An 18,531-nucleotide genomic window follows, 5' to 3' on the forward strand; every position below is an offset into this window, starting at 1 on the left:
AACGATGAACCGCTACCTGGTCATGGCCATGCGCCTGCCGCAGTTCGACACCGGGCAGATCGGCCCGCATCGCGACTTCCTCGACGATCTGCGCCGGCAGGGCCGGCTGGAACTGGCCGGCGGCTTTTCCGACAAGAGCGGCGGCGCCTATGTGCTGCGCGCCAGCGACATCGACGAGGCGCGGGTGCTGGCCTTCACCGACCCGCTGCATCTGACCGGCTCCTCGAGGGTCGACGTGTTCGAGTGGCAGGCGGCCTGAGCGCGGGCGGACCGGTTTCACCGAATCGACGCAGAGACGTTCACGTATCCGTACGACTGCGGTCCGCGGACCCGGGCGCGACGGCGCCGTCCATGAAAAGATCGGCGGGCCGCGGCGGACGCGGGCCGGTCCGATAGCGCAGCCGATGCTCCATTCAGTTTTTTGCAACGTAAACGCCCGCAGGGGCAGAAGGTCGAAATGAAAGCAGGGGTGATCGGTCTGGGAGCGATGGGTGCGCCGATGGCGCGGCACGTCCACGGCAAGGGCGTGCTGACCGCGGTCGGCAATCGGACGCAGGCCAAGGCCGACGCCTTGGCGGCCGAACTGGAGGTGCGCGCGGCGCGCTCGGCGGCCAACTTCGCCGATTGCGACGTGGTGGTGCTGTGCGTGTCGCTCGATGCCGACGTGCTGGAGAACGTCAGCGCGCTGGCCGAGGTGCTCAAGCCCGGCGCGATCGTGGTCGACCACTCGACCGTGTCGGTGGAGACCGCGCGCCGCGCGGCGTCGCTGCTGGCGGTGCACGACATCGGCTTCCTCGACGCGCCGGTGTCCGGCGGCGCCGAGGGCGCGCGCAACGGCAAGCTGTCGATCATGGTCGGCGGCGATCCGGCCAAGCTCGAGCGGGTCAGCGAGGTGATCGGCGCCTATGCCGCGCGCATCACCCATATGGGCGAGACCGGCGCCGGCCAGGCGACCAAGGCGGTCAACCAGGTGCTGGTGGCCGGAATCAACGAAGCGGTGTGCGAAGGCCTGGCGCTGGGCGAGAAGCTGGGCCTGGACGCGCAGCGGCTGCTGCCGACCCTGATGGCCGGCGCGGCCGGCAACTGGTTCCTGGAAAAGCGCGGCGAGACCATGCTGCGCAGCGAGTTCGCGCCGGGCTTCAAGTGCCTGCACATGCTCAAGGACCTGCGCATCGTCCACGGCATGGCCCGCGACAGCGGCGTGCGCACCAACACCATCGAGCAGGCGCTGGCCGATTACGCCGAGCTGATCGAGCGCGGCTACGGCGAGGCCGATACCTCGGCGCTGATCGCCCTCAAGCGCGGCTGAGCCGCGCTGGCGCGTGAGTGCGGCGCGGACGGGCGCCGCGTCGCGCGGGGTTCAACGCGCCGGTGCGCCGAACCGGCGCAGGCCGAGGCGCTCGCCGAGCACCGCGCCGGCGAAGGCCGCGATCACGGTCGCCACGATCGCGATCGCGTTGTAGCGCAACGCGCCGAACACGGTGCGCATCGGCGGCGGGCTGTCGGGCAGGGCCATCGACACCACCGCGAACAGAGTCAGCGACCACATCGCGACCATCAGCAACAGGGCGATCCAGCGGAAATTCGCGTGGCGGGCGATCGCTCCGCCGACCCCCATCGCCACCAGGGCGGCGAGGATGTCCAGCAACGGGATCGCGCCGGCGCCGGTTTCGATCATCTGGCGGGCATCCAGGCCGGACAGCTTGGTGACCATCGCGAACAGCAACAACAGGCCTGCCGCACCGAGGCAGCCGTTCAATACGCGCTTGTTCATTACTTCCCCAACGACGACTAGCCGGCGCAGTCTAATGGGCCACATGTGACGTTCAAGGTGACCGGCGTCGCGCTGTGACCGGGCGCACTGCCGGAAGGCGTCGCTGCGCCGACGTGCGGCGTCACCTTCGCAGTGCGATTTGCGTGGCGCGGCCCGCCGGCGCCGGCGTCTTGCCGCGGGCTCGCGCTCGATCGGCGCCGCCAGCGAGCGCGGACTTCGAACCTGCGGCCTGCGGTCGTGGGCTCGGCCGCAACGCCGAAGGCCGGAAACGAAAAGGCCGGGCGCTGGGCCCGGCCTGTGCGGCGTCCGCGTGGCCGCGGCGTTTGCTTACTGGACCTTGATGGCCATCCCCGGCAGGCCGCCGTCGGCGAGCTTGCGTTTGGCTTCGGCCAGGTCGCCGGCGGTGCCGTAGGGGCCCATGCGCACGCGGTACACGGTCTTGCCGCCGATCTGCGCCGACTCGACCCGCGCGCCGAGACCGAGCATGGCGATCTTGGCCTTCATCTCTTCGGCCTGGCCGGACGCCTGGAAGGCGCCGGCCTGGAGCAGATAGCGGGTCTTGTCGTCGATCGCGGCGAGCGCGGCGTCCGGCTTGGCCGACGCGCCCTGGCTGGCCGACACCGCCGGCGGCTTCGGCGCCGTTGCGGTGGGCGTGGCCGTGGCGACCTGGGCGGCGGCGGGCCGCGCCGGCGGCGGGGCGATGGTGTCGACCGGCTTGGGCAGGCTCGCCGTCGCCGGCGCGTTCTGGGCCGGTTGGGCGGTGGTCGGCGTCGCGGACGCGACCGACGCCGGCAGCGGACGCGACGGCGTGGTCGCCGTCGCCGGCGCGGCCTGTCCGTTCGCCGCGATCTGGGTCGTCGCGGCCTGGTTGGCGCGGCGCTGGTTGGCGCGGCGTTGTTCCTCGGCGGCCTCGGTCGCGGCCAGCTCGGCGTCGCTCATCTCGACTTCCTTGCCCGGCAGCAGGGTGTAGAAGTCGTAGTCGGTGGCGTCCTTGGCGTCGGCGTTCTTCGCCTCGCCCTTGGCGGGCTGGGCGCGCTCGCCGGCCGGCCGAGACGGCGCGTCGCCTTCCGGCGCGACCGATTCCTCGTCGGCGGACACCGCCGCCGGCTGCGCGTCGGGGTTGGGCTGGGGACGGAAGAAACCGTCGCCTTCGGACTTGAGGAACTTCGGCGCGACCAGGATCAACACCACGCCCAGCAGCAGCCCGAGCACTCCCCAGGCCCAACCGGGCAGGCTCTCGTTGCTCTGGTGGTTGCGCTTGGCCTGGGACTTTCCGCGTCGTGCTGCCACTTACATCACCTCCGGGGCCTGGACCCCCAATAGCTCGAGACCGTTCGCCAGGATCTGCTTGGTCGCCATCGCCAGGACCAGGCGCGCATGGCGTTGGCGGGCATCGTCGACCAGGAACTGGTGATCGTTGTAATACGTCTGGAAGGTCTGCGCCAATTCCAGCAGATAAGCGGCGATCTGGTGCGGTTCCAGGTCGCGTCCGGCGGCGGCGACCACGTCGCGATAGCGCAGCAGGGTGACCACCAACTCGTGCGCGGCGGCGTCGTTCAGGTCCAGCGGCTGGGCCAGGCCGTCGGCCTGGTCGTAGCTGAGGCCGCGCTCGCCCAGCTGGCGCATCAGGCCGCACATGCGCGCATGCGAGACCTGCACGTAGTAGACCGGGTTGTCGAGCGATTGCGAGCGCGCCAGGTCGATGTCGAAGGTCAGCTGCGAATCGGGCTTGCGCGCGACCAGGAACCAGCGCACCGCATCGCGGCCGGCTTCGTCGATCAGGTCGCGCAGGGTCAGGTAGCTGCCGGCGCGCTTGGACAGTTTCACTTCCTCGCCGCCGCGCATCACCGTGACCATCTGGTGCAGCACGTACTCCGGCCAGCCCTGCGGGATGCCCTGGTCCAGCGCCTGCAGGCCCGCACGCACGCGGGCCAGGCTGCCGTGGTGGTCCGAACCCAGCTCGGTGATCGCGCGCTGGTAACCGCGCTGCCACTTGCTCAGGTGGTAGGCGACGTCCGGGACGAAGTAGGTGTAGGTGCCGTCGGACTTGCGCATCACCCGGTCTTTGTCGTCGCCGAAGTCGGTGCTGCGCAGCCACAGCGCGCCGCCTTCCTCGTAGGTGTGGCCGTGCGCGACCAACTCGCGCACGGTTTCCTCGACCTTGTCCTGCTCGTACAGCGAGCTTTCCAGGAAGTAGACGTCGAAGCCGACTCCGAACGCGGCCAGGTCCTCGTTCTGCTCGCGGCGCAGGTAGGCCACGGCGAACTGGCGGATCGCGTCGAGGTCGTCGATGTCGCCCTTGCCGGTGACGGCGTGGTTCTCGAACTCGACCGTGGCGCGATCGAGGTAGGCGCGGGCGACGTCGGCGATGTAGTCGCCGTTGTAGGCCGATTCCGGCCAGGCTTCGTCGCCGGGCTTGAAGCCGCGCGCGCGCAGTTGGGTCGAGACCGCCAGATTGTTGATCTGCACGCCGGCGTCGTTGTAGTAGTACTCGCGCGCCACGCTCCAGCCGTTGGCGTCGAGCACTCGGGCGATGCAGTCGCCGATCACGCCGGCGCGGCCGTGGCCGACGTGCAGCGGGCCGGTCGGGTTGGCGGAGACGAACTCGACCCCGGCGCGGCGGCCGCCGCCGCTGGCGTTGCGGCCGTAGCCGGCGCCGTCGGCGAACACCTCGCCGAGCTGGCGGCGCCAGGCGGATTCGTCGATGTGGAAGTTGATGAAGCCCGGCCCGGCGATCTCGACCCGGGCGATGTCGGCGCTGGCGGGCAGCGCGTCGACCAGCTTCTGCGCGATCTCGCGCGGGTTGGCCCGCGCCGGCTTGGCCAGCAGCATCGCGGCGTTGGTGGAGAAGTCGCCCTGGGCGCGGGTCTTGGGACGCTCGATGACGAAATCGGGCGCAGGCAGATCGGCCGGCAGGGTGCCGGCGGAGCGCAGGGCGTCGATGGCCTGCGCGACGAGCGCTTGAAGGGTGGCTTTCACGGGATTGGGCGCGTTCGCGGGCGTTACGGAACCGCGCATTTTACTAGCATCCGCCGGCGCCCGGGCGGCAGCGGCGGAAACAGAAACGCGCGCAGGGAAGTGAGGGGCGAGTGAAGGCCCAGGCCTGCCGTCGGCGGCCGTCCGGGCGCTTCCTCCCTGGCCGCACCCCGCACTCCCGCCGCCCCGCCGACTTGCCGCTCGGCGCCCTCCCCACTCCTGCGTGCCCGCTTCTCGCCCTACATCCAGCCGCGCTCGGCCATCGACACCGGCCGGCCGTCGCCGACCACGAAGTGATCCAGCAGGCGCACATCGACCAGGGACAGGGCGTGGCGCAGCCGCAGGGTGACCTGGCGGTCGGCCTGGCTGGGCTCGGCGTTGCCGCTGGGGTGGTTGTGGCCGACGATGACCGCCGCGGCATTGCGTTGCAGGGCGCGCCTGGCGACCTCGCGCGGATGCACTTCCGCGCCATCGACGGTGCCGTGGAACAGTTCCTCGAAGCCGATCACCCGATGCCGTGCGTCCAGGAACATCGCCGCGAACACCTCGTGCTGCAGGCCGCGCAGGCGTTGGGCGAAGTACAGCCCGGCCGAGCCCGGGTCGGACAGCGCGGCGCCGCGCTCGAGTTCGGCGCGCAGGCTGCGCGCGGCCAGTTCCAGCGCCGCCTTGAGCGCGCAGGCCCGGGCGGCGCCGATCCCGCGCATGCGCATCAGCTGGGCCGGCGGTTGTTCGAGCAGTTCGCGCAGCGGACCGTGCGCGCCGAGCAGGGCGCGGGCGGTGCCGACCGCGTCCTGGCCGCGCAGGCCGGAGCCGAGGAAGATCGCCAGCAGCTCCGCGTCGGACAAGGCGCCGGCGCCGCGGGCGAGGAGCTTTTCGCGCGGCCGTTCCGCGCTGGGCCATTCGTGGATTCTCATGCCTGCAGGGTCGGCGGCGCCGGCCGCGGCGGCCATCGGGCGGATTCGGCGCATCGGGTAAGCTAGGTGCCCGGGCCGGGGTAGGGATACGCCGACGCGGCCGCCGTCTCGGCCGCATCACGCCCTCTCGCCCAGTGTCCGCTGTCCGCACCACATCGAATGAGCCCCTGCCGAACATGGCGCCAGATTCCCAACCGACGCTGCGCGATCAGCGCATTTTGCTCTGCGTCTGCGGCGGCATCGCCGCCTACAAGGCCGCCGAGCTGGTGCGGCGCCTGCAGGACGCCGGCGCCCAGGTGCGCGTGGCGATGACCGAGAACGCGACCCGCTTCGTCGGCGCCGCGACCTTCCAAGCTCTGTCCGGCCACCCGGTGCGCAGCTCGCTGTGGGACGAGGCCGCCGAACTGGCGATGGGCCATATCGAACTGGCGCGCTGGGCGCAAACGATCCTGATCGCGCCGGCCACCGCCGACATGATCGCCAAGCTCGCCCATGGCTTCGCCGACGACCTGATCAGCACCCTGTGCCTGGCCTCCGAGGCGCCAGTGGCGATCGCCCCGGCGATGAACCATCGCATGTGGGGCCATCCGGCCACCCAGGCCAACGTCGCCACCCTGCGCAGCCGCGGGGTGAGTTTCTTCGGCCCGGGCGAGGGCCGCATGGCCGAGCCCGAGTCCGGGCCGGGCCGGCTGTTGGAGCCGCACGAACTGGTCGCCGCGCTGGCCGGAGCCCGCGCATGAGCGGCGCCGGACCCGACGGGCGCGATCTGGCCGGGCGCCGGCTGCTGATCAGCGCCGGCCCGACCTACGAGGACATCGATCCGGTCCGCTTCATCGGCAACCGCAGCAGCGGCAAGATGGGCTTCGCCATCGCCCAGGCCGCGGCGCAACGCGGCGCCGAGGTGACCCTGATCGCCGGCCCGGTATCGCTGCCGACCCCGGCCGGGGTGCGGCGGATCGACGTGCGCTCGGCGCGGCAGATGCGCGAGGCGGTGATCGGTGCGCTGCCGGCCGACGCCTACATCGGGGCGGCCGCGGTGGCCGACTACGCGCCGGCCGAGATCGCTCCGGGCAAGATCAAGAAAAAGGACGAGCAGCTGACCCTGGCGCTGGTGCGCACGCCGGACATCCTGGCCGAGGTCGCGGCGCATGCGCAGCGGCCGACCCTGGTGGTCGGCTTCGCCGCCGAGACCCACGACGTCGAGTTCTACGCCCGCGGCAAGCTGGAGAAGAAGCGCGTCGACCTGATCGCCGCCAACCGTGTCGGCGTCGCCGGCAGCGGCTTCGAAAGCGACGACAACGCCTTGACCGTGTACTGGACCGGCGGCGAACGCGCGCTGGGTCCGGCGCCCAAGACCGAGCTGGCCGACCGCCTGCTCGACCTGATCCTGGAACGCTGGCCGGCCTGAGCGCCGCGCCGGCGCGCCTGTCCCGCCGCGGCCGCGCGCGGCCCTCGTTCCGGCCGCGCCCGGCGCGCCGGCCGACTCCTCCTTCTCTCCAGCGGATCGCTCGCGATGCACCACACCCTCGAAATCAAGATCCTCGACCCCCGCCACGGCAACGAATGGCCGCTGCCGAGCTACGCCACCGCGGCCAGCGCCGGCCTGGACCTGCGCGCCGCGCTGGACCAGGCGCTGGTCCTGAACCCTGGCGACACCGCCCTGGTGCCCTCGGGCCTGGCGATCCACCTCGGCGACCCGGGCCTGTGCGCGGTGATCCTGCCGCGCTCCGGGCTGGGCCATAAGCACGGCATCGTGCTCGGCAACGGCACCGGCCTGATCGACGCCGACTACCAGGGGCCGCTGCTGATCAGCGTGTGGAATCGGGGCCGCGAGGCTTTTACGATGCAGCCGGGGGACCGGATCGCCCAATTGGTGGTGCTGCCGATCGTGCGCGCCAGCCTGCAGGTGGTGGACGAGTTCGAAACCAGCGACCGCGGCGCCGGCGGCTTCGGCCATACCGGGGTGCGCTGAGCCGGGTCCGGCGTCGGCGCGGCGCTGGCACGCAACCTGCTAGGAATGTGCGGGGCGCGCGATCCGCGAGCGCGGCGCGAGGCGTAGTCGACGGAATCCGTCGCCGTCTCCGGTGCACACTGAACGGGTCGTGCGCGTAGCACAGACAGGGGAAAGGATCTTGGAATGGTCGATCTGAAGATGGAAAAGCCGCAGATCAACGCCGCGCAGCTCAAGCCGGCGCTGGTGCCGTTGGCCGCGCTCAGCCTGGTGCTGGCGCTGTGGTTCGGCTGGAGCGGCGTGCAGCAGCACGTCGATACCCAGCGCCGCGCCGACGTGAGCCAGTTGCGCGACCAGGCGGTGACCGAGGCGCACAACGCGCTCGGCGTCGAACACAAGCGCCTGCGCGAACGCCTGGCCGCCGCGGAGATGCAGGCCGCCTTGCAGGCCGGCGATTTTGCCGCCGCCTCGGCCCAGCTGACCCGCGGCTGGGACGGTGCCAGCAACGGCCAGGTGCTGGCCCAGGATCTGGCCTCCGACTACGCCCAGTTGCCCAAGGGCAGCTACGGCCGGCTCGCGGCGATGGAAGCGGCGATGGTCGCCGACAAGCCGATGGCGTCGATCGTGCGCGACGGCGGCAAATCGGTGCTGGCGCTGGCGGCGCCGGCCCGGGTCGGCGAACAACTGATCGGCGTGGCGTATCTGCAGCTGCCCTTGCAGCGCATCAGCGCCGCGCTGGAGAGCGCGCCGATCGACGGCAGCAGCTATCTGGCCCTGCGCCAGGGCGGCTTCAGCGCGATCGAGCGCGGCGACACCGGGCTCGGCAACGGCGCCGAAGCGCTGGCGGCGAAGATTCCCGGCAGCGACCTGCGCGTGGCCGCGGCGGTCCCGGACGTGGCCGGCGGCCCGTTCGGCCTGGGCGCGATTCCCTGCTTCGTCGCCGCGGTGATCCTGGCCGTGCTCGGGTTCGTGCTCGCGCGCCTGCGTCAACGCTTCAATGCGCCGCCGCCGGTGGTGGACGAAGGCCCGGTTCAGACGCTGGCTGAGACCATGTCGGCCTCTCCCCAGCCGACGGATGCCTCCGACGTGACCCAATCCCCGCAAGCCGCCGCTACCGGCCCCTTGGCCGTCGACCCGGGCATCTTCCGCGCCTACGACATCCGCGGCGTGGTCGGACGCAGCCTCGATCAGGGCGTCGCCGAGCAGATCGGCCACGCCATCGGCACGGTGATGCAGGAACAGGGGCACAGCGAGATCGTGGTCGGCCGCGACGGCCGCCTGTCGGGCCCGTCGATGATCGAAGGCCTGATCGCCGGCCTGCGCAAGGCCGGGCGCAACGTCGTCGACGTCGGCATGGCACCGACGCCGGTCGTCTATTTCGGCGCCTACCACCTGCGCGCCGGTTCCTGCGTTTCGGTCACCGGCAGCCACAATCCGCCGGACTACAACGGCTTCAAGATCGTGGTCGGCGGCGAAACCCTGTCCGGCGACGCCATCACCGATCTGTACCGCCGCATCGTCGGCCGCCGCCTGTACACCGCGTCCGAGCCGGGCCAACTGACTCATCGCGATATTTCCGAGGACTACGTCCAGCGCATCGCCTCGGACATCCAGATCGACCGTCCGCTCAAAGTCGTGATCGATGCCGGCAACGGCGTCGCCGGCGACATCGGCCCGCGGGTGCTGGCGGCGATCGGCGCCGAAGTGACCCCGCTGTACTGCGAGATCGACGGCGAATTCCCCAATCACCACCCCGACCCGAGCGAGCCGCACAACCTGGTCGACCTGATCAAGATGGTCGGCCGGCTCAACGCCGACCTGGGCGTCGCCTTCGACGGCGACGGCGACCGCCTCGGCGTGATCACCCGCGACGGCCAGAACGTGTTCCCGGATCGCCTGCTGATGCTGTTCGCGGCCGACGTGCTGGAGCGCAACCCGGGCGCGATGATCATCTACGACGTCAAGTGCACGGGCCGCCTGCCGGGCCATATCCTGCGCCACGGCGGCAGCCCGCTGATGTGGAAGACCGGGCATTCGCTGATCAAGGCCAAGATGCGCGAGACCGACGCCGAACTGGCCGGCGAGATGAGCGGCCACTTCTTCTTCAAGGAGCGCTGGTACGGCTTCGACGACGGCATCTACTCGGCCGCGCGGCTGCTCGAAATCCTCGCCGCCCAGCCGCAGAGCCCGAGCGAGACCCTCAACGCCCTGCCCAACGGCGTCTCGACCCCGGAGATCAAGGTCGACGCGCCGAACGGCGACCCGCACAGCTTCGTCGAGCGCTTCCGCAACGAGGCCAGCTTCGAAGGCGCGCGGCTGTCGACCATCGACGGTCTGCGGGTCGACTTCAGCGACGGCTGGGGCCTGGTGCGCGCGTCCAACACCACGCCGGTCCTGGTGATGCGCTTCGACGCCGACAGCGCCGATGCGCTGAAGCGGATCCAGGATGCGTTCCGCGAGCAGTTGCTGGCGCTCAAGCCGGACCTGGTGCTGCCGTTCTAAGCGGCGCCACCGCCCGGCGGACAAACGAAAAACGCCGCGGCCCTGCCGCGGCGTTTTTCGTTTCGGGGCCGGCGTCGGCGAGCGATCGCGGCCGCCGGCGTGGGCGGCTCAGCCCTGGCCTGGACGCTTGCGCATCGACTGGTAGCGCTGCAGGGCGGTGGCCAGGTCCTCGTCGGCCAGGCTGCGCTCGACCAGTTGCTGCTTGAGCAGGTCCTGCTGGCGCAGCAGTTCGTCGTGCTGGTGGCGGATGTTGTCGGCCAGCGACTTGTCGACCGGCTTGCTGCCCAGTTCGGCCTCGCCGGCCTTGCGCAGCAGGCTCAGCAGGGTCTGGCGACGGCCCTCGATGCCGAGCTGGGAGGCCTTGACGGTCTCGTCGAGCAGGATGATCCGCTCCTGGAAAGAATTGCGCAGCTCTTCCTCGGTCGAATACGACTCGGCCATGGCGTGGTCGCGGCGCTTCTTCGCCTCTTCCGCCAGGGCCGCGCTGCGCGCCGCGCGCGCGGCCTGGTCGGCGGCGAGGCGCTCTTCCGGGGTCAGGGCGCGCCCGACCTGGCTCAGCGGCAGACCGCTGCGCGAGCTGATCTCGGTGCGCGCGCTGTCGACCGCGGTGGCCGGCAAGGCGTCGCCGCAGACCTTGCGGCCGCCTTCGTTCCAGCAGTACAGCTTCTTCTTCGGAGCCGCTTGCTGGGCGCCGACGGCGAACGGCAAGGCCAGCGCCAGCAGCACGGCAGTCGCGGTCAGGGATGGGATTCGGTTCATAGCGCCCTCGTACCGTCGGGACCCGCGGTCATTCGAGCAAAGCCAAGCAAGAGTCGGGCCATGCGGGCCGCAGGCGACCGCGGCTTGCGTCACGATTTCGGTGCGCGACGCCGCCGCGGACCGGACTCAGGCCGCGTCGCCGCGGCCGTAGGCGGCACGGTAGGCCAGCAGGCGTTCGCGTTGCGTGGAGAACTCCGCGCTTTCGCCGGTGAAGGCCAGCAGATCGTCGAGGCTGGCGATCGCGACCACCGGCAGAGCGTGTTCGATTGCGACAGTTTCTGCCGCCGAGCGTCGGGATTGGGCCGGGTCCACGGCTTCCTGGCGGTCCAGGGCGATCACTATCCCGGCGACTTCGCCGCCGGCCGCGCCGATCAGGCCCAGCGCTTCGCGGATCGCGGTGCCGGCGGTGATCACGTCGTCGACGATCAGCACCCGGCGGCCGGCCAGGGGCGCGCCGATCAGGGTGCCGCCCTCGCCGTGGGCCTTGGCTTCCTTGCGGTTGAACGCCAGCGGCAGGTCGCGGCCGCGGCGCGCGTACTCGCAGCCCAGCGCGGTCGCCAGCGGAATGCCCTTGTAGGCCGGGCCGAACAGCAGGTCGAACTGCAGGCCGGCGTCCTCCACCGCGTCGGCATAGCAGGCGGCCAGGCCGGACAGCGCCGCGCCCGAGTCGAACCGGCCGGCGTTGAAGAAGTACGGGCTGACCCGGCCGGATTTCAGGGTGAATTCGCCGAAGCGCAGGGCCTGGGCCTGGAGCGCGAGTTGCAGGAAGCGGGAGCGGTGGTCGGTCATGGGGCGTCGGAGGCGGAGTCGGGGGAGGAGGGGGCGGCTTCGGGCTGCAGGCGCAGCAGCATCAGGTGCTGCGGGCCGGCGTCGCCGCCGAGGTAGAGCTCGCCGGTGTCGGCGAAGCCGGCCTTGCGGTAGGCGGCGATGGCGGCGGCATTGCGGAGGTTGACGGTCAGGGCCAGCAGGCGCCGCTGCGGATGGCGCCGGCGCAGGTCGTCGCAACAGGCGGCGATGGCGGCGCGGCCGTAGCCGCGGCCTTGCGCGTCGCGGTCGATGAGGTAGGAGCGCAGGCCGACGCTGGGCTCGGCGAAGACCCGGCCGGCGATCGCGGCCGCGGCGAAATCCAGCCGGTAGAAGCCGACCACCCGTTCGCCGGCGAGGATCGCCATCGCTTCGCTGGCCGGGTCGGCCAGGGCCTGGTCGAGGTTGGCGCCGGTGTCGCCGACGAAGGGCGATTGCTCCGCCGCGACCCGCAGCGCGCGCACCGCCGGCGCCAGCGCGGCGTCGACCGCCGCCACGCGCACGGGCGCATCGGCGGTCGCCGGCGGCGGGGCGGTCGGGAAGGCCGTGGGCGAGGACATGGCCGGCATGATACCCGTGCCCGTTGTTATGATCCCCGCACCCCTGACGTGGAGCGCGCATGCGCATCATCAGCTTCAACGCCAACGGTCTGCGCTCGGCCGCGACCAAGGGCTTCTTCGATTGGTTCAAGACCCAGGACGCCGACGTGCTCTGCGTTCAGGAAACCAAGGCCCAGGAACACCAACTCGCCGGCCCGCAATTCCTCCCCGACGGCTACCGCGCCTTCTTCCGCGACGCGATCACCAAGAAGGGCTACAGCGGCGTGGCGATCTACTCCAGGCGCGAGCCGGACGAGGTCCGCACCGCACTGGGCTGGGCCCCGTTCGACGACGAGGGCCGCTACATCGAGGCGCGCTACGGCAACCTCAGCGTGGTCTCGTTCTACATTCCGTCCGGTTCCTCCGGCGAGCTGCGCCAGGGCTTCAAGTTCGAGGTCATGGAATGGCTGAAGCCCATTCTCGACCAGTGGCTGGCCAGCGGCCGCGACTACGTGCTGTGCGGCGACTGGAACATCGTGCGCAGCCGCCTGGACATCAAGAACTGGACCAGCAACCAGAAGAACTCCGGCTGCCTGCCGCCCGAGCGCGACTGGCTCAACGGCGTGTGCGCCGACGACAGCGGCTGGGTCGATGCCTACCGCACGCTCAAGGCCGAAGGCCAGGACTACACCTGGTGGAGCAACCGCGGCGCGGCGCGCGCCAACGACGTGGGTTGGCGGATCGACTACCAGTTCGCCACCCCCAGCCTGCGCGAGCGGCTGCGCGGTTGCTCGATCCTGAAGGAGCCGCGCTTCTCCGACCACGCCCCGTTCGTCGTCGACTATGACGTCTGAGGCCGGCGCCGCGGGCGCGCGCGCGCCGGCGCCGGCGCCGGCGCGCAAGGGTTGGCGCCTGGTGCTGGCCAACCTGCGCGAGCCCAAGGTGCTGGTGATGCTGTTGCTCGGGTTCAGCTCGGGCATCCCGATCTACCTGGTCGGCAACACCCTCGGCTTCTGGATGCGCGAGAACGGCATCGAGTTGTCGACGATCGGCTTCCTGTCCTGGGTCGGCCTGGCCTATTCGCTGAAATTCCTCTGGGCGCCGCTGGTCGACAAGCTCGACGCGCCGCTGCTCGGGCGCTGGCTGGGCCGGCGCCGCGGTTGGATGCTGCTGAGCCAGGCGGTCGCCGCCGCAGCATTGATCGGCATGGCCCTGGTCGAGCCGCGCCAGGGCCAGCTGCTGCTCGGCGGGGTGGCGCTGAACCAGTTGCTGGTGTTCGGCGCGCTGGCGCTGGTGGTCGCATTCGCCTCGGCGACCCAGGACATCGTCATCGATGCCTGGCGCATCGAGAGCGCCTCCAGCCCCGAGCAGCAGGGCCTGCTGACCTCGACCTCGACCCTGGGCTACCGCGGCGCGTTGCTGGTCACCGACTCGCTGATCCTGATCCTGGCCGCGCAGGCCGGCTGGTCGCTGTCCTACGGCGCGATGGCGGTGCTGATGGGCGTCGGCGTGCTGGCGACCCTGGCCGCGCGCGAGCCGGCCGCTTCGCTGCAGGCCGCGGCCACGCCGCACCCGGCGCTGTTCTCGGTCCAGGGCCTGTTCGACGCGGTGGTCGGCCCGTTCGTGGCCTTCTTCCGCCAGCACGGCCAGTGGGCCCTGCTGATGCTGCTGACCATCAGCCTGTACCGCCTGCCGGATTTCCTGTTCGGGCCGATGGCCAATCCGTTCTACGCCGACCTGGGCGTGGCCAAGGAAACCGTCGGCGCGGTGCGTGGCTCGTTCGGCCTGGTCGCGACCATCGCCGGCGTCGCCGTGGCCGGCCTGACCGCGGTGCGCTTCGGCTTCGTCCCAACCCTGCTGGCCGGCGCGGTGCTCGGCCCGGGCTCGAACCTGGCCTTCGCCTACCTGGCCGTGCACGGCAACGACCCCGGCGTGTTCACCGCGGCGATGGTGATCGACAACTTCTGCAACGGCTACGCCGGGGTGGCCCTGGTCGGCTACATGTCGAGCCTGACCAACGTCGGCTACACCGCCACCCAATACGCCCTGCTGAGCTCGTTCTATGCCTTGCTCGGCAAGCTGCTCAAGGGACTGTCCGGGGTGGCGGTGGAGCATCTGGCGCTGGACCGCAGCCTGCTCGAGGCCTATTCGCTGTTCTTCGTCGGCACCGCGCTGATCGGCCTGCCGGCCCTGGTGCTGTGCGCCGTGCTGGCGTTGCGCCGGCCGCCCGCCGCCGTCGCGCAAGGCGGCTGAACGGCTCGCCCGCCGCCTTGCCGAAGCGGCGGCGAGGCGGTGCCGGAACGGCGCCCCGACGGCGACAGTCGAGTACCTGAACACGAATCCGCCAACTTTGTGTTGCGGTCACCAGTGTGCGGTGGCACCTTTCCCGGCAGTGACCGACATCATTCTCCACAATCTCGATAGCGTGCTGGCCGACCGTGTCCGCCGGGTCGCGGAAGCGCGCGGCTGGAGCTTGCCGCGGACCGCGCTGTACCTGATCGAGAGCGGTCTGTTCGCGGTCGAGGCCGAGATGGTCGGCCGTTTCAACGACCACGACTCGGTCGCGCTGCAGGAAGCGATCGCGGCGCTGGAGGGCATTCCCAGCGACCCGGGCTTCTCCAAGATCGGCCGCGCCGATCCGGTCGCGCCCAAGACCCTCGGCCCGGACCTGAGCGGGCTGGAACTGCTGGACGAGTTCCGCCTCGACCGCGATCCGGCCTGAGCCCGCGCCGGTCCGCGGCGCCAGGCCGCGAACCCACAGTCCCACTCAGTCAGACGGCTGATCAGGCCGCCGGATGCACGCAGCCGAGCACGCGCAGGCCGCGCGCGCCGGTCACGCTGGGCAGGTTGCCGGGCAGCCCGGCCAGGGTCTGCCGCGCCAGCCAGGCGAAGCCCATCGCCTCGACGAAATCCGGGTCCAGGCCGTAGGCCGCAGTCGATTCCACCGTCGTTCCGGGCAGGTGCGCCGCGATCCGCGCCAGCAGGGCGCCGTTGCGCACCCCGCCGCCGCAGGCCAGCACCCGCCGGGTCGCCGGCTGGTGCGCGAGCAGCGCTTGCGCGACGGTGACCGCGCTGAGCTCGAGCAGGGTCGCCTGCACGTCCTGCGGCGCCTCGTCGCCGCGCAGCTGCGCCTGCAGCCAGGGCAGGTGGAACTGCTCGCGGCCGGTGCTCTTGGGCGGCGGCTCGGCGAACCAGGGCTCGCCGCACAAGCGCGCGAGCAGCCCGGCATCGACCGTGCCGGAGGCGGCGAAGCGCCCGTCGGCATCGTAGGGCGTGCCTAGGTGGCGCAGCGCCCAGGCGTCGAGCAGGCAGTTGGCCGGCCCGGTGTCGAAGCCGCGCACCTCGCCGCGCGCCGGCAGCAGGGTGAAATTGGCGATGCCGCCCAGGTTCAGCGCGGCCCGGTCTTCGCCCGGGTCGTGCAGCAGGGCGGCGTGAAAGGCCGGCATCAGCGGCGCGCCATGGCCGCCGGCGGCGACATCGCGGCGGCGGAAGTCGGCCACCGTGGTCATGCCGCTGCGCTCGGCGATCACCGCGCCGTCGCCGATCTGCCAGGTGAAGGGATGGCGGCCGTCGTAGCCGGCGCCGGCCGGGCGATGGCGCACGGTCTGGCCGTGCGACCCCAGCGCGGCGACCGCGTCCGCGGCCACGCCGGCTTCGCCGATCAGCGCCGTCGCCGCGTCGGCGAAGGCCTGCGCGACCTGCACGTCGAGCGTGCCCAGCTCTTCCAGCGAGCGAGCATCGCCGCCCTGGCCGAGTTCGACCAGGCGTTCGCGCAGGCCCGCCTCCCAGGCATAGGTACGGCCCAGCACCAGCTCGCAACGGGTCGGCGTGCCGGCCGCGAAACGCACCAGCGCCGCGTCGATCCCGTCGGCGCTGGTGCCGGAGATCAGTCCAAGATAAAGGCCTGAAGGCGGTAGGCCTGCGCCGGCGTCGGACCGGGTCGAAGAGTTCTCAGCCACGGCGAAACTCCCGAAGGCCTGAAGGCGGTGAAGCCGCGCCGGTGTCGGACCGGGTCGAAAGATCTTCTGTCACAGCGCGCCTCTCCGGATTGCCCTCATCCAGCCTAGCAACTCGCGCAAAGCAAAAGAGCCTCCGAAGAGGCTCTCGCTGCGCGCGCGCCGCGGCCGCTCAGGCGCGCGTGGTCTTCTTCTTCGCCGCCGCCACCGTCTTGGCCGGCGCGGCCGCCGGCGCCGGGCCGGCATCGGCGTAGATGATGTTCTCGACCTGGCGGATCCGCGCCAGGGCGACGCTGGTCTGGGTGCGGAACTGGGCCAGCGCCATGCCGCTCAGCGGCTCCGGCGGCGGCATGGTGACCGACAGCGGATTGCGGTGCACGCCGTTGATGCGGAATTCGTAATGCAGGTGCGGGCCGGTGGCCAGGCCCGAGCTGCCGACGTAGCCGATCACCGTGCCCTGGCCGATGCGCTGGCCCGGCTTGACCCGGCCGAAGTTCGACATGTGCCCGTACAGGGTGGTGTAGCCGCGGCCGTGGTCGAGGATCACCGCGCGGCCGTAGCCGCCCTTCCAGCCGATGAACTGCACCCGCGCGTCGCCGGCGGCCATGATCGGGGTACCGGTGCCGGCGGCGTAATCGACGCCGGTGTGCATGCGGATCCGGCCCAGCACCGGGTGGCGGCGCGAACCGAAGCCCGAGGTCAGCCGGGCATAGGGAATCGGCATGCGGATGAAGCTCTTCTTCAGCGGACGGCCGTCGCCGGTGAAGTACTCGGCCTTGCCGCCGCGCTCGAAGCGGAAGCCGGTGTGCAGCTTGCCGTCGCTGGTGAAGGTCGCGGCCAGCACCGGGCCGGTCTTGAGCAGTTCGCCCTCGCGCCAGGTCTGTTCGACCACCACGCTGAAACGGTCGTTGGCGCCGACGTCTTCGTTGAAGTCGATGTCGTACTTGAAGATTTCGTCGGTCAGGGTGTTGATGTTGGCCGGGGTCAGGCCGACCTTGCGCGCCGACCGGAACAGCGACTTGCCGACCTTGCCGCTGAGCACCACGGTGCGGGTCTCGGTCGGGCGGTTGATGACCTTCTGCGAGATCTCGTCGCCGGCGATGCTCAGCTCGATGCGGTGGCTATCGTCGCGGTCGTAGCGGAAGGTGCGCAGGCTGCCGTCGACCGGCATGTCGAACGCCAGTTCGGTGCCCGGCTTCATCCGCGTCAGCGCGTCCTTGGCGCCGGGCTGGGCGAGAATCTTCTGCATGGTCGAGGCCGGGATCTCCAGTTCCTCGAACACCGAGCCCAGGGTCTGGCCGCGGCCGACCCGGACCAGTTGCCAGCTGTCGCCGTCCTGGCCGCGCACCCGCGCCAACGGCAGCGGCGGCAGTGCCAGCGCCAGCGACTGGCGCGGCTCGTGGGCGCGCAGGGTCGGCGCCGGCTGGCTGAAGCCCGGCACGATCGCCGCGACCATCATGCCCAGGGTCGCGAACAGACCGGCCTGGACCCACTGCCGGCCGGACCAGCGGCCGTTGAAACCATCGGAAATATGACGCGCCAGCACGGGGCGTCGGAGCGCGGCCTCGCGCAGGGCTTTCAGGCGTTCGCGTCGTTCGGCGCCCACACTGGAAGCCTGCTCGGGTACTGTCATGGGTCGATGCCTCGTGCGAGGTGTGAAGGCCGCGTTGCGGCGTTACCATAGTCACGCGAGTTCTACGCGTCAAACCCTTGAGCTGAATGGGGTTTTCGCATCGAACGAGGCGGTTTTCGTTTAACTCCCAATTAACCTGAATCCGTGACCGATTGCGCAAAGCGCGGCCGCGGCCGACCGACGAGTCCCTCTTAGAGTTCCCCCGTGTCCACATCCGTACAAGAAGCCCTCGATCTGATCGCCCGCGGCGCCGACGAAATCCTCAAGCGCGACGAGCTCGAGGCGCGCCTCAGCGCGTCCATGAAGGCGGGCGGCCGCCCGTTGCGGATCAAGGCCGGCTTCGACCCGACTGCGCCCGATCTGCACATCGGCCACACCGTCCTGCTCAACAAGATGCGCCAGTTCCAGGACCTGGGCCATCAGGTGATCTTCCTGATCGGCGACTTCACCGGGATGATCGGCGACCCGACCGGCAAGAACGTCACCCGCAAGCCGCTGACCCGCGAGGACGTGCTCGCCAACGCCCAGACCTACGCCGACCAGGTGTTCAAGGTGCTGGACAAGGAGCGCACCGAGGTCCGCTTCAATTCCGAGTGGTTCGGGCAGATGGGCGCGGCCGACATGATCAAGCTGGCGGCCCAGCACACCGTCGCGCGCATGCTCGAGCGCGACGACTTCGCCAAGCGCTACGCCGCCCAGCAGCCGATCGCGATCCATGAATTC

17 protein-coding genes and 1 pseudogene (1 of these 18 running past the window's edge) are annotated in these 18,531 nt (G+C 71.0%); 9 read left to right on the top strand and 9 right to left on the bottom strand.

The window, feature by feature from the left end; all coding sequences use genetic code 11:
- Positions 1–4: 4 nt before the first annotated feature.
- Positions 5–259: a YciI family protein gene (locus K4L06_RS08545; RefSeq protein WP_221670998.1), complete on the top strand. Its 255-nt coding sequence runs from the start codon at positions 5–7 to the stop codon at positions 257–259.
- Positions 260–421: 162 nt separating this feature from the next.
- The gene (locus K4L06_RS08550) at positions 422–1,309 is read left to right on the top strand and encodes an NAD(P)-dependent oxidoreductase (protein WP_343225743.1); all 888 of its coding nucleotides are present in this window, start codon (positions 422–424) and stop codon (positions 1,307–1,309) included.
- A 51-nt stretch (positions 1,310–1,360) separates the two neighbouring features.
- Here K4L06_RS08550 and K4L06_RS08555 read toward each other — a convergent pair whose 3' ends face one another.
- The 4 genes from K4L06_RS08555 to radC form a co-directional block, all read right to left on the bottom strand.
- Entirely contained in the window at positions 1,361–1,774 is a 414-nt protein-coding gene (locus K4L06_RS08555) for a hypothetical protein (RefSeq protein ID WP_221671000.1), read from the bottom strand.
- Between the two features lie 327 nt (positions 1,775–2,101).
- On the bottom strand, positions 2,102–3,064 hold the full coding sequence (locus tag K4L06_RS08560; protein ID WP_221671001.1) for an SPOR domain-containing protein: 963 nt from the start codon (positions 3,062–3,064) through the stop codon (positions 2,102–2,104).
- A complete protein-coding gene (gene argS, locus K4L06_RS08565) occupies positions 3,065–4,753 on the bottom strand; it encodes an arginine--tRNA ligase (RefSeq protein WP_221671002.1) in 1,689 nt (562 codons plus the stop codon).
- A 236-nt stretch (positions 4,754–4,989) separates the two neighbouring features.
- On the bottom strand, positions 4,990–5,664 hold the full coding sequence (gene radC / locus K4L06_RS08570) for a DNA repair protein RadC (protein WP_221671003.1): 675 nt from the start codon (positions 5,662–5,664) through the stop codon (positions 4,990–4,992).
- 176 nt (positions 5,665–5,840) lie between these two features.
- Between radC and coaBC the strand changes: the two are divergent.
- The 3 genes and pseudogenes from coaBC (at position 5,841) to K4L06_RS08585 (ending at position 10,117) form a co-directional block, all read left to right on the top strand.
- A pseudogene (gene coaBC, locus K4L06_RS08575) lies at positions 5,841–7,072 on the top strand (bifunctional phosphopantothenoylcysteine decarboxylase/phosphopantothenate--cysteine ligase CoaBC).
- Between the two features lie 105 nt (positions 7,073–7,177).
- The gene (dut, locus tag K4L06_RS08580) at positions 7,178–7,636 is read left to right on the top strand and encodes a dUTP diphosphatase (RefSeq protein ID WP_221671004.1); all 459 of its coding nucleotides are present in this window, start codon (positions 7,178–7,180) and stop codon (positions 7,634–7,636) included.
- Between the two features lie 165 nt (positions 7,637–7,801).
- Positions 7,802–10,117, top strand: a complete 2,316-nt coding sequence (locus K4L06_RS08585; RefSeq protein ID WP_255595023.1) for a phosphomannomutase/phosphoglucomutase — start codon at positions 7,802–7,804, stop codon at positions 10,115–10,117.
- 108 nt (positions 10,118–10,225) lie between these two features.
- On the opposite strand, the gene K4L06_RS08590 is transcribed toward K4L06_RS08585, so the two are convergent.
- From K4L06_RS08590 to K4L06_RS08600, 3 genes are all read right to left on the bottom strand, one after another.
- Positions 10,226–10,876 (bottom strand): hypothetical protein, encoded by a 651-nt coding sequence (locus tag K4L06_RS08590; protein WP_221671005.1) that lies wholly within the window; start codon positions 10,874–10,876, stop codon positions 10,226–10,228.
- Positions 10,877–11,002: 126 nt separating this feature from the next.
- Complete coding sequence (pyrE, locus tag K4L06_RS08595; RefSeq protein ID WP_221671006.1) at positions 11,003–11,665, bottom strand: orotate phosphoribosyltransferase; 663 nt, start codon at positions 11,663–11,665, stop codon at positions 11,003–11,005.
- Entirely contained in the window at positions 11,662–12,240 is a 579-nt protein-coding gene (locus K4L06_RS08600; protein ID WP_221671007.1) for a GNAT family N-acetyltransferase, read from the bottom strand. Before K4L06_RS08600 ends, pyrE begins: the two co-directional genes overlap by 4 nt.
- 59 nt (positions 12,241–12,299) lie before the next feature.
- On the opposite strand from K4L06_RS08600, the gene K4L06_RS08605 reads away from it, so the two are divergent.
- The 3 genes from K4L06_RS08605 to K4L06_RS08615 all read left to right on the top strand — a co-directional run bounded on the left by K4L06_RS08605 (position 12,300) and on the right by K4L06_RS08615 (position 14,941).
- Complete coding sequence (locus tag K4L06_RS08605; protein ID WP_221671008.1) at positions 12,300–13,073, top strand: exodeoxyribonuclease III; 774 nt, start codon at positions 12,300–12,302, stop codon at positions 13,071–13,073.
- On the top strand, positions 13,063–14,472 hold the full coding sequence (locus K4L06_RS08610) for an MFS transporter (RefSeq protein ID WP_221671009.1): 1,410 nt from the start codon (positions 13,063–13,065) through the stop codon (positions 14,470–14,472). The genes K4L06_RS08605 and K4L06_RS08610 overlap by 11 nt, the downstream gene beginning before the upstream one ends.
- A gap of 139 nt (positions 14,473–14,611) precedes the next feature.
- Positions 14,612–14,941, top strand: coding sequence for a hypothetical protein (locus tag K4L06_RS08615; protein ID WP_221671010.1), 330 nt, complete (start codon positions 14,612–14,614; stop codon positions 14,939–14,941).
- A gap of 61 nt (positions 14,942–15,002) precedes the next feature.
- On the opposite strand, the gene K4L06_RS08620 is transcribed toward K4L06_RS08615, so the two are convergent.
- Together K4L06_RS08620 and K4L06_RS08625 are read right to left on the bottom strand one after the other, a co-directional pair.
- Positions 15,003–16,178 (bottom strand): anhydro-N-acetylmuramic acid kinase, encoded by a 1,176-nt coding sequence (locus tag K4L06_RS08620; RefSeq protein ID WP_221671011.1) that lies wholly within the window; start codon positions 16,176–16,178, stop codon positions 15,003–15,005.
- Between the two features lie 169 nt (positions 16,179–16,347).
- Positions 16,348–17,808 (bottom strand): M23 family metallopeptidase, encoded by a 1,461-nt coding sequence (locus tag K4L06_RS08625; RefSeq protein WP_221671012.1) that lies wholly within the window; start codon positions 17,806–17,808, stop codon positions 16,348–16,350.
- Positions 17,809–18,012: 204 nt separating this feature from the next.
- Here K4L06_RS08625 and tyrS point away from each other — a divergent pair, with 204 nt between their 5' ends.
- Positions 18,013–18,531, top strand: the 5' portion of a protein-coding gene (gene tyrS, locus K4L06_RS08630; RefSeq protein WP_221671013.1) for a tyrosine--tRNA ligase. Its footprint extends 711 nt past the window's final position; the window shows 519 of its 1,230 coding nt (coding positions 1–519); it begins with the start codon at positions 18,013–18,015; its stop codon lies beyond the right edge, outside the window.

Origin of the sequence: Lysobacter sp. BMK333-48F3 (genome assembly GCF_019733395.1) — a bacterium.
In the GTDB taxonomy this organism is placed as follows: Bacteria; Pseudomonadota; Gammaproteobacteria; order Xanthomonadales; family Xanthomonadaceae; genus Lysobacter.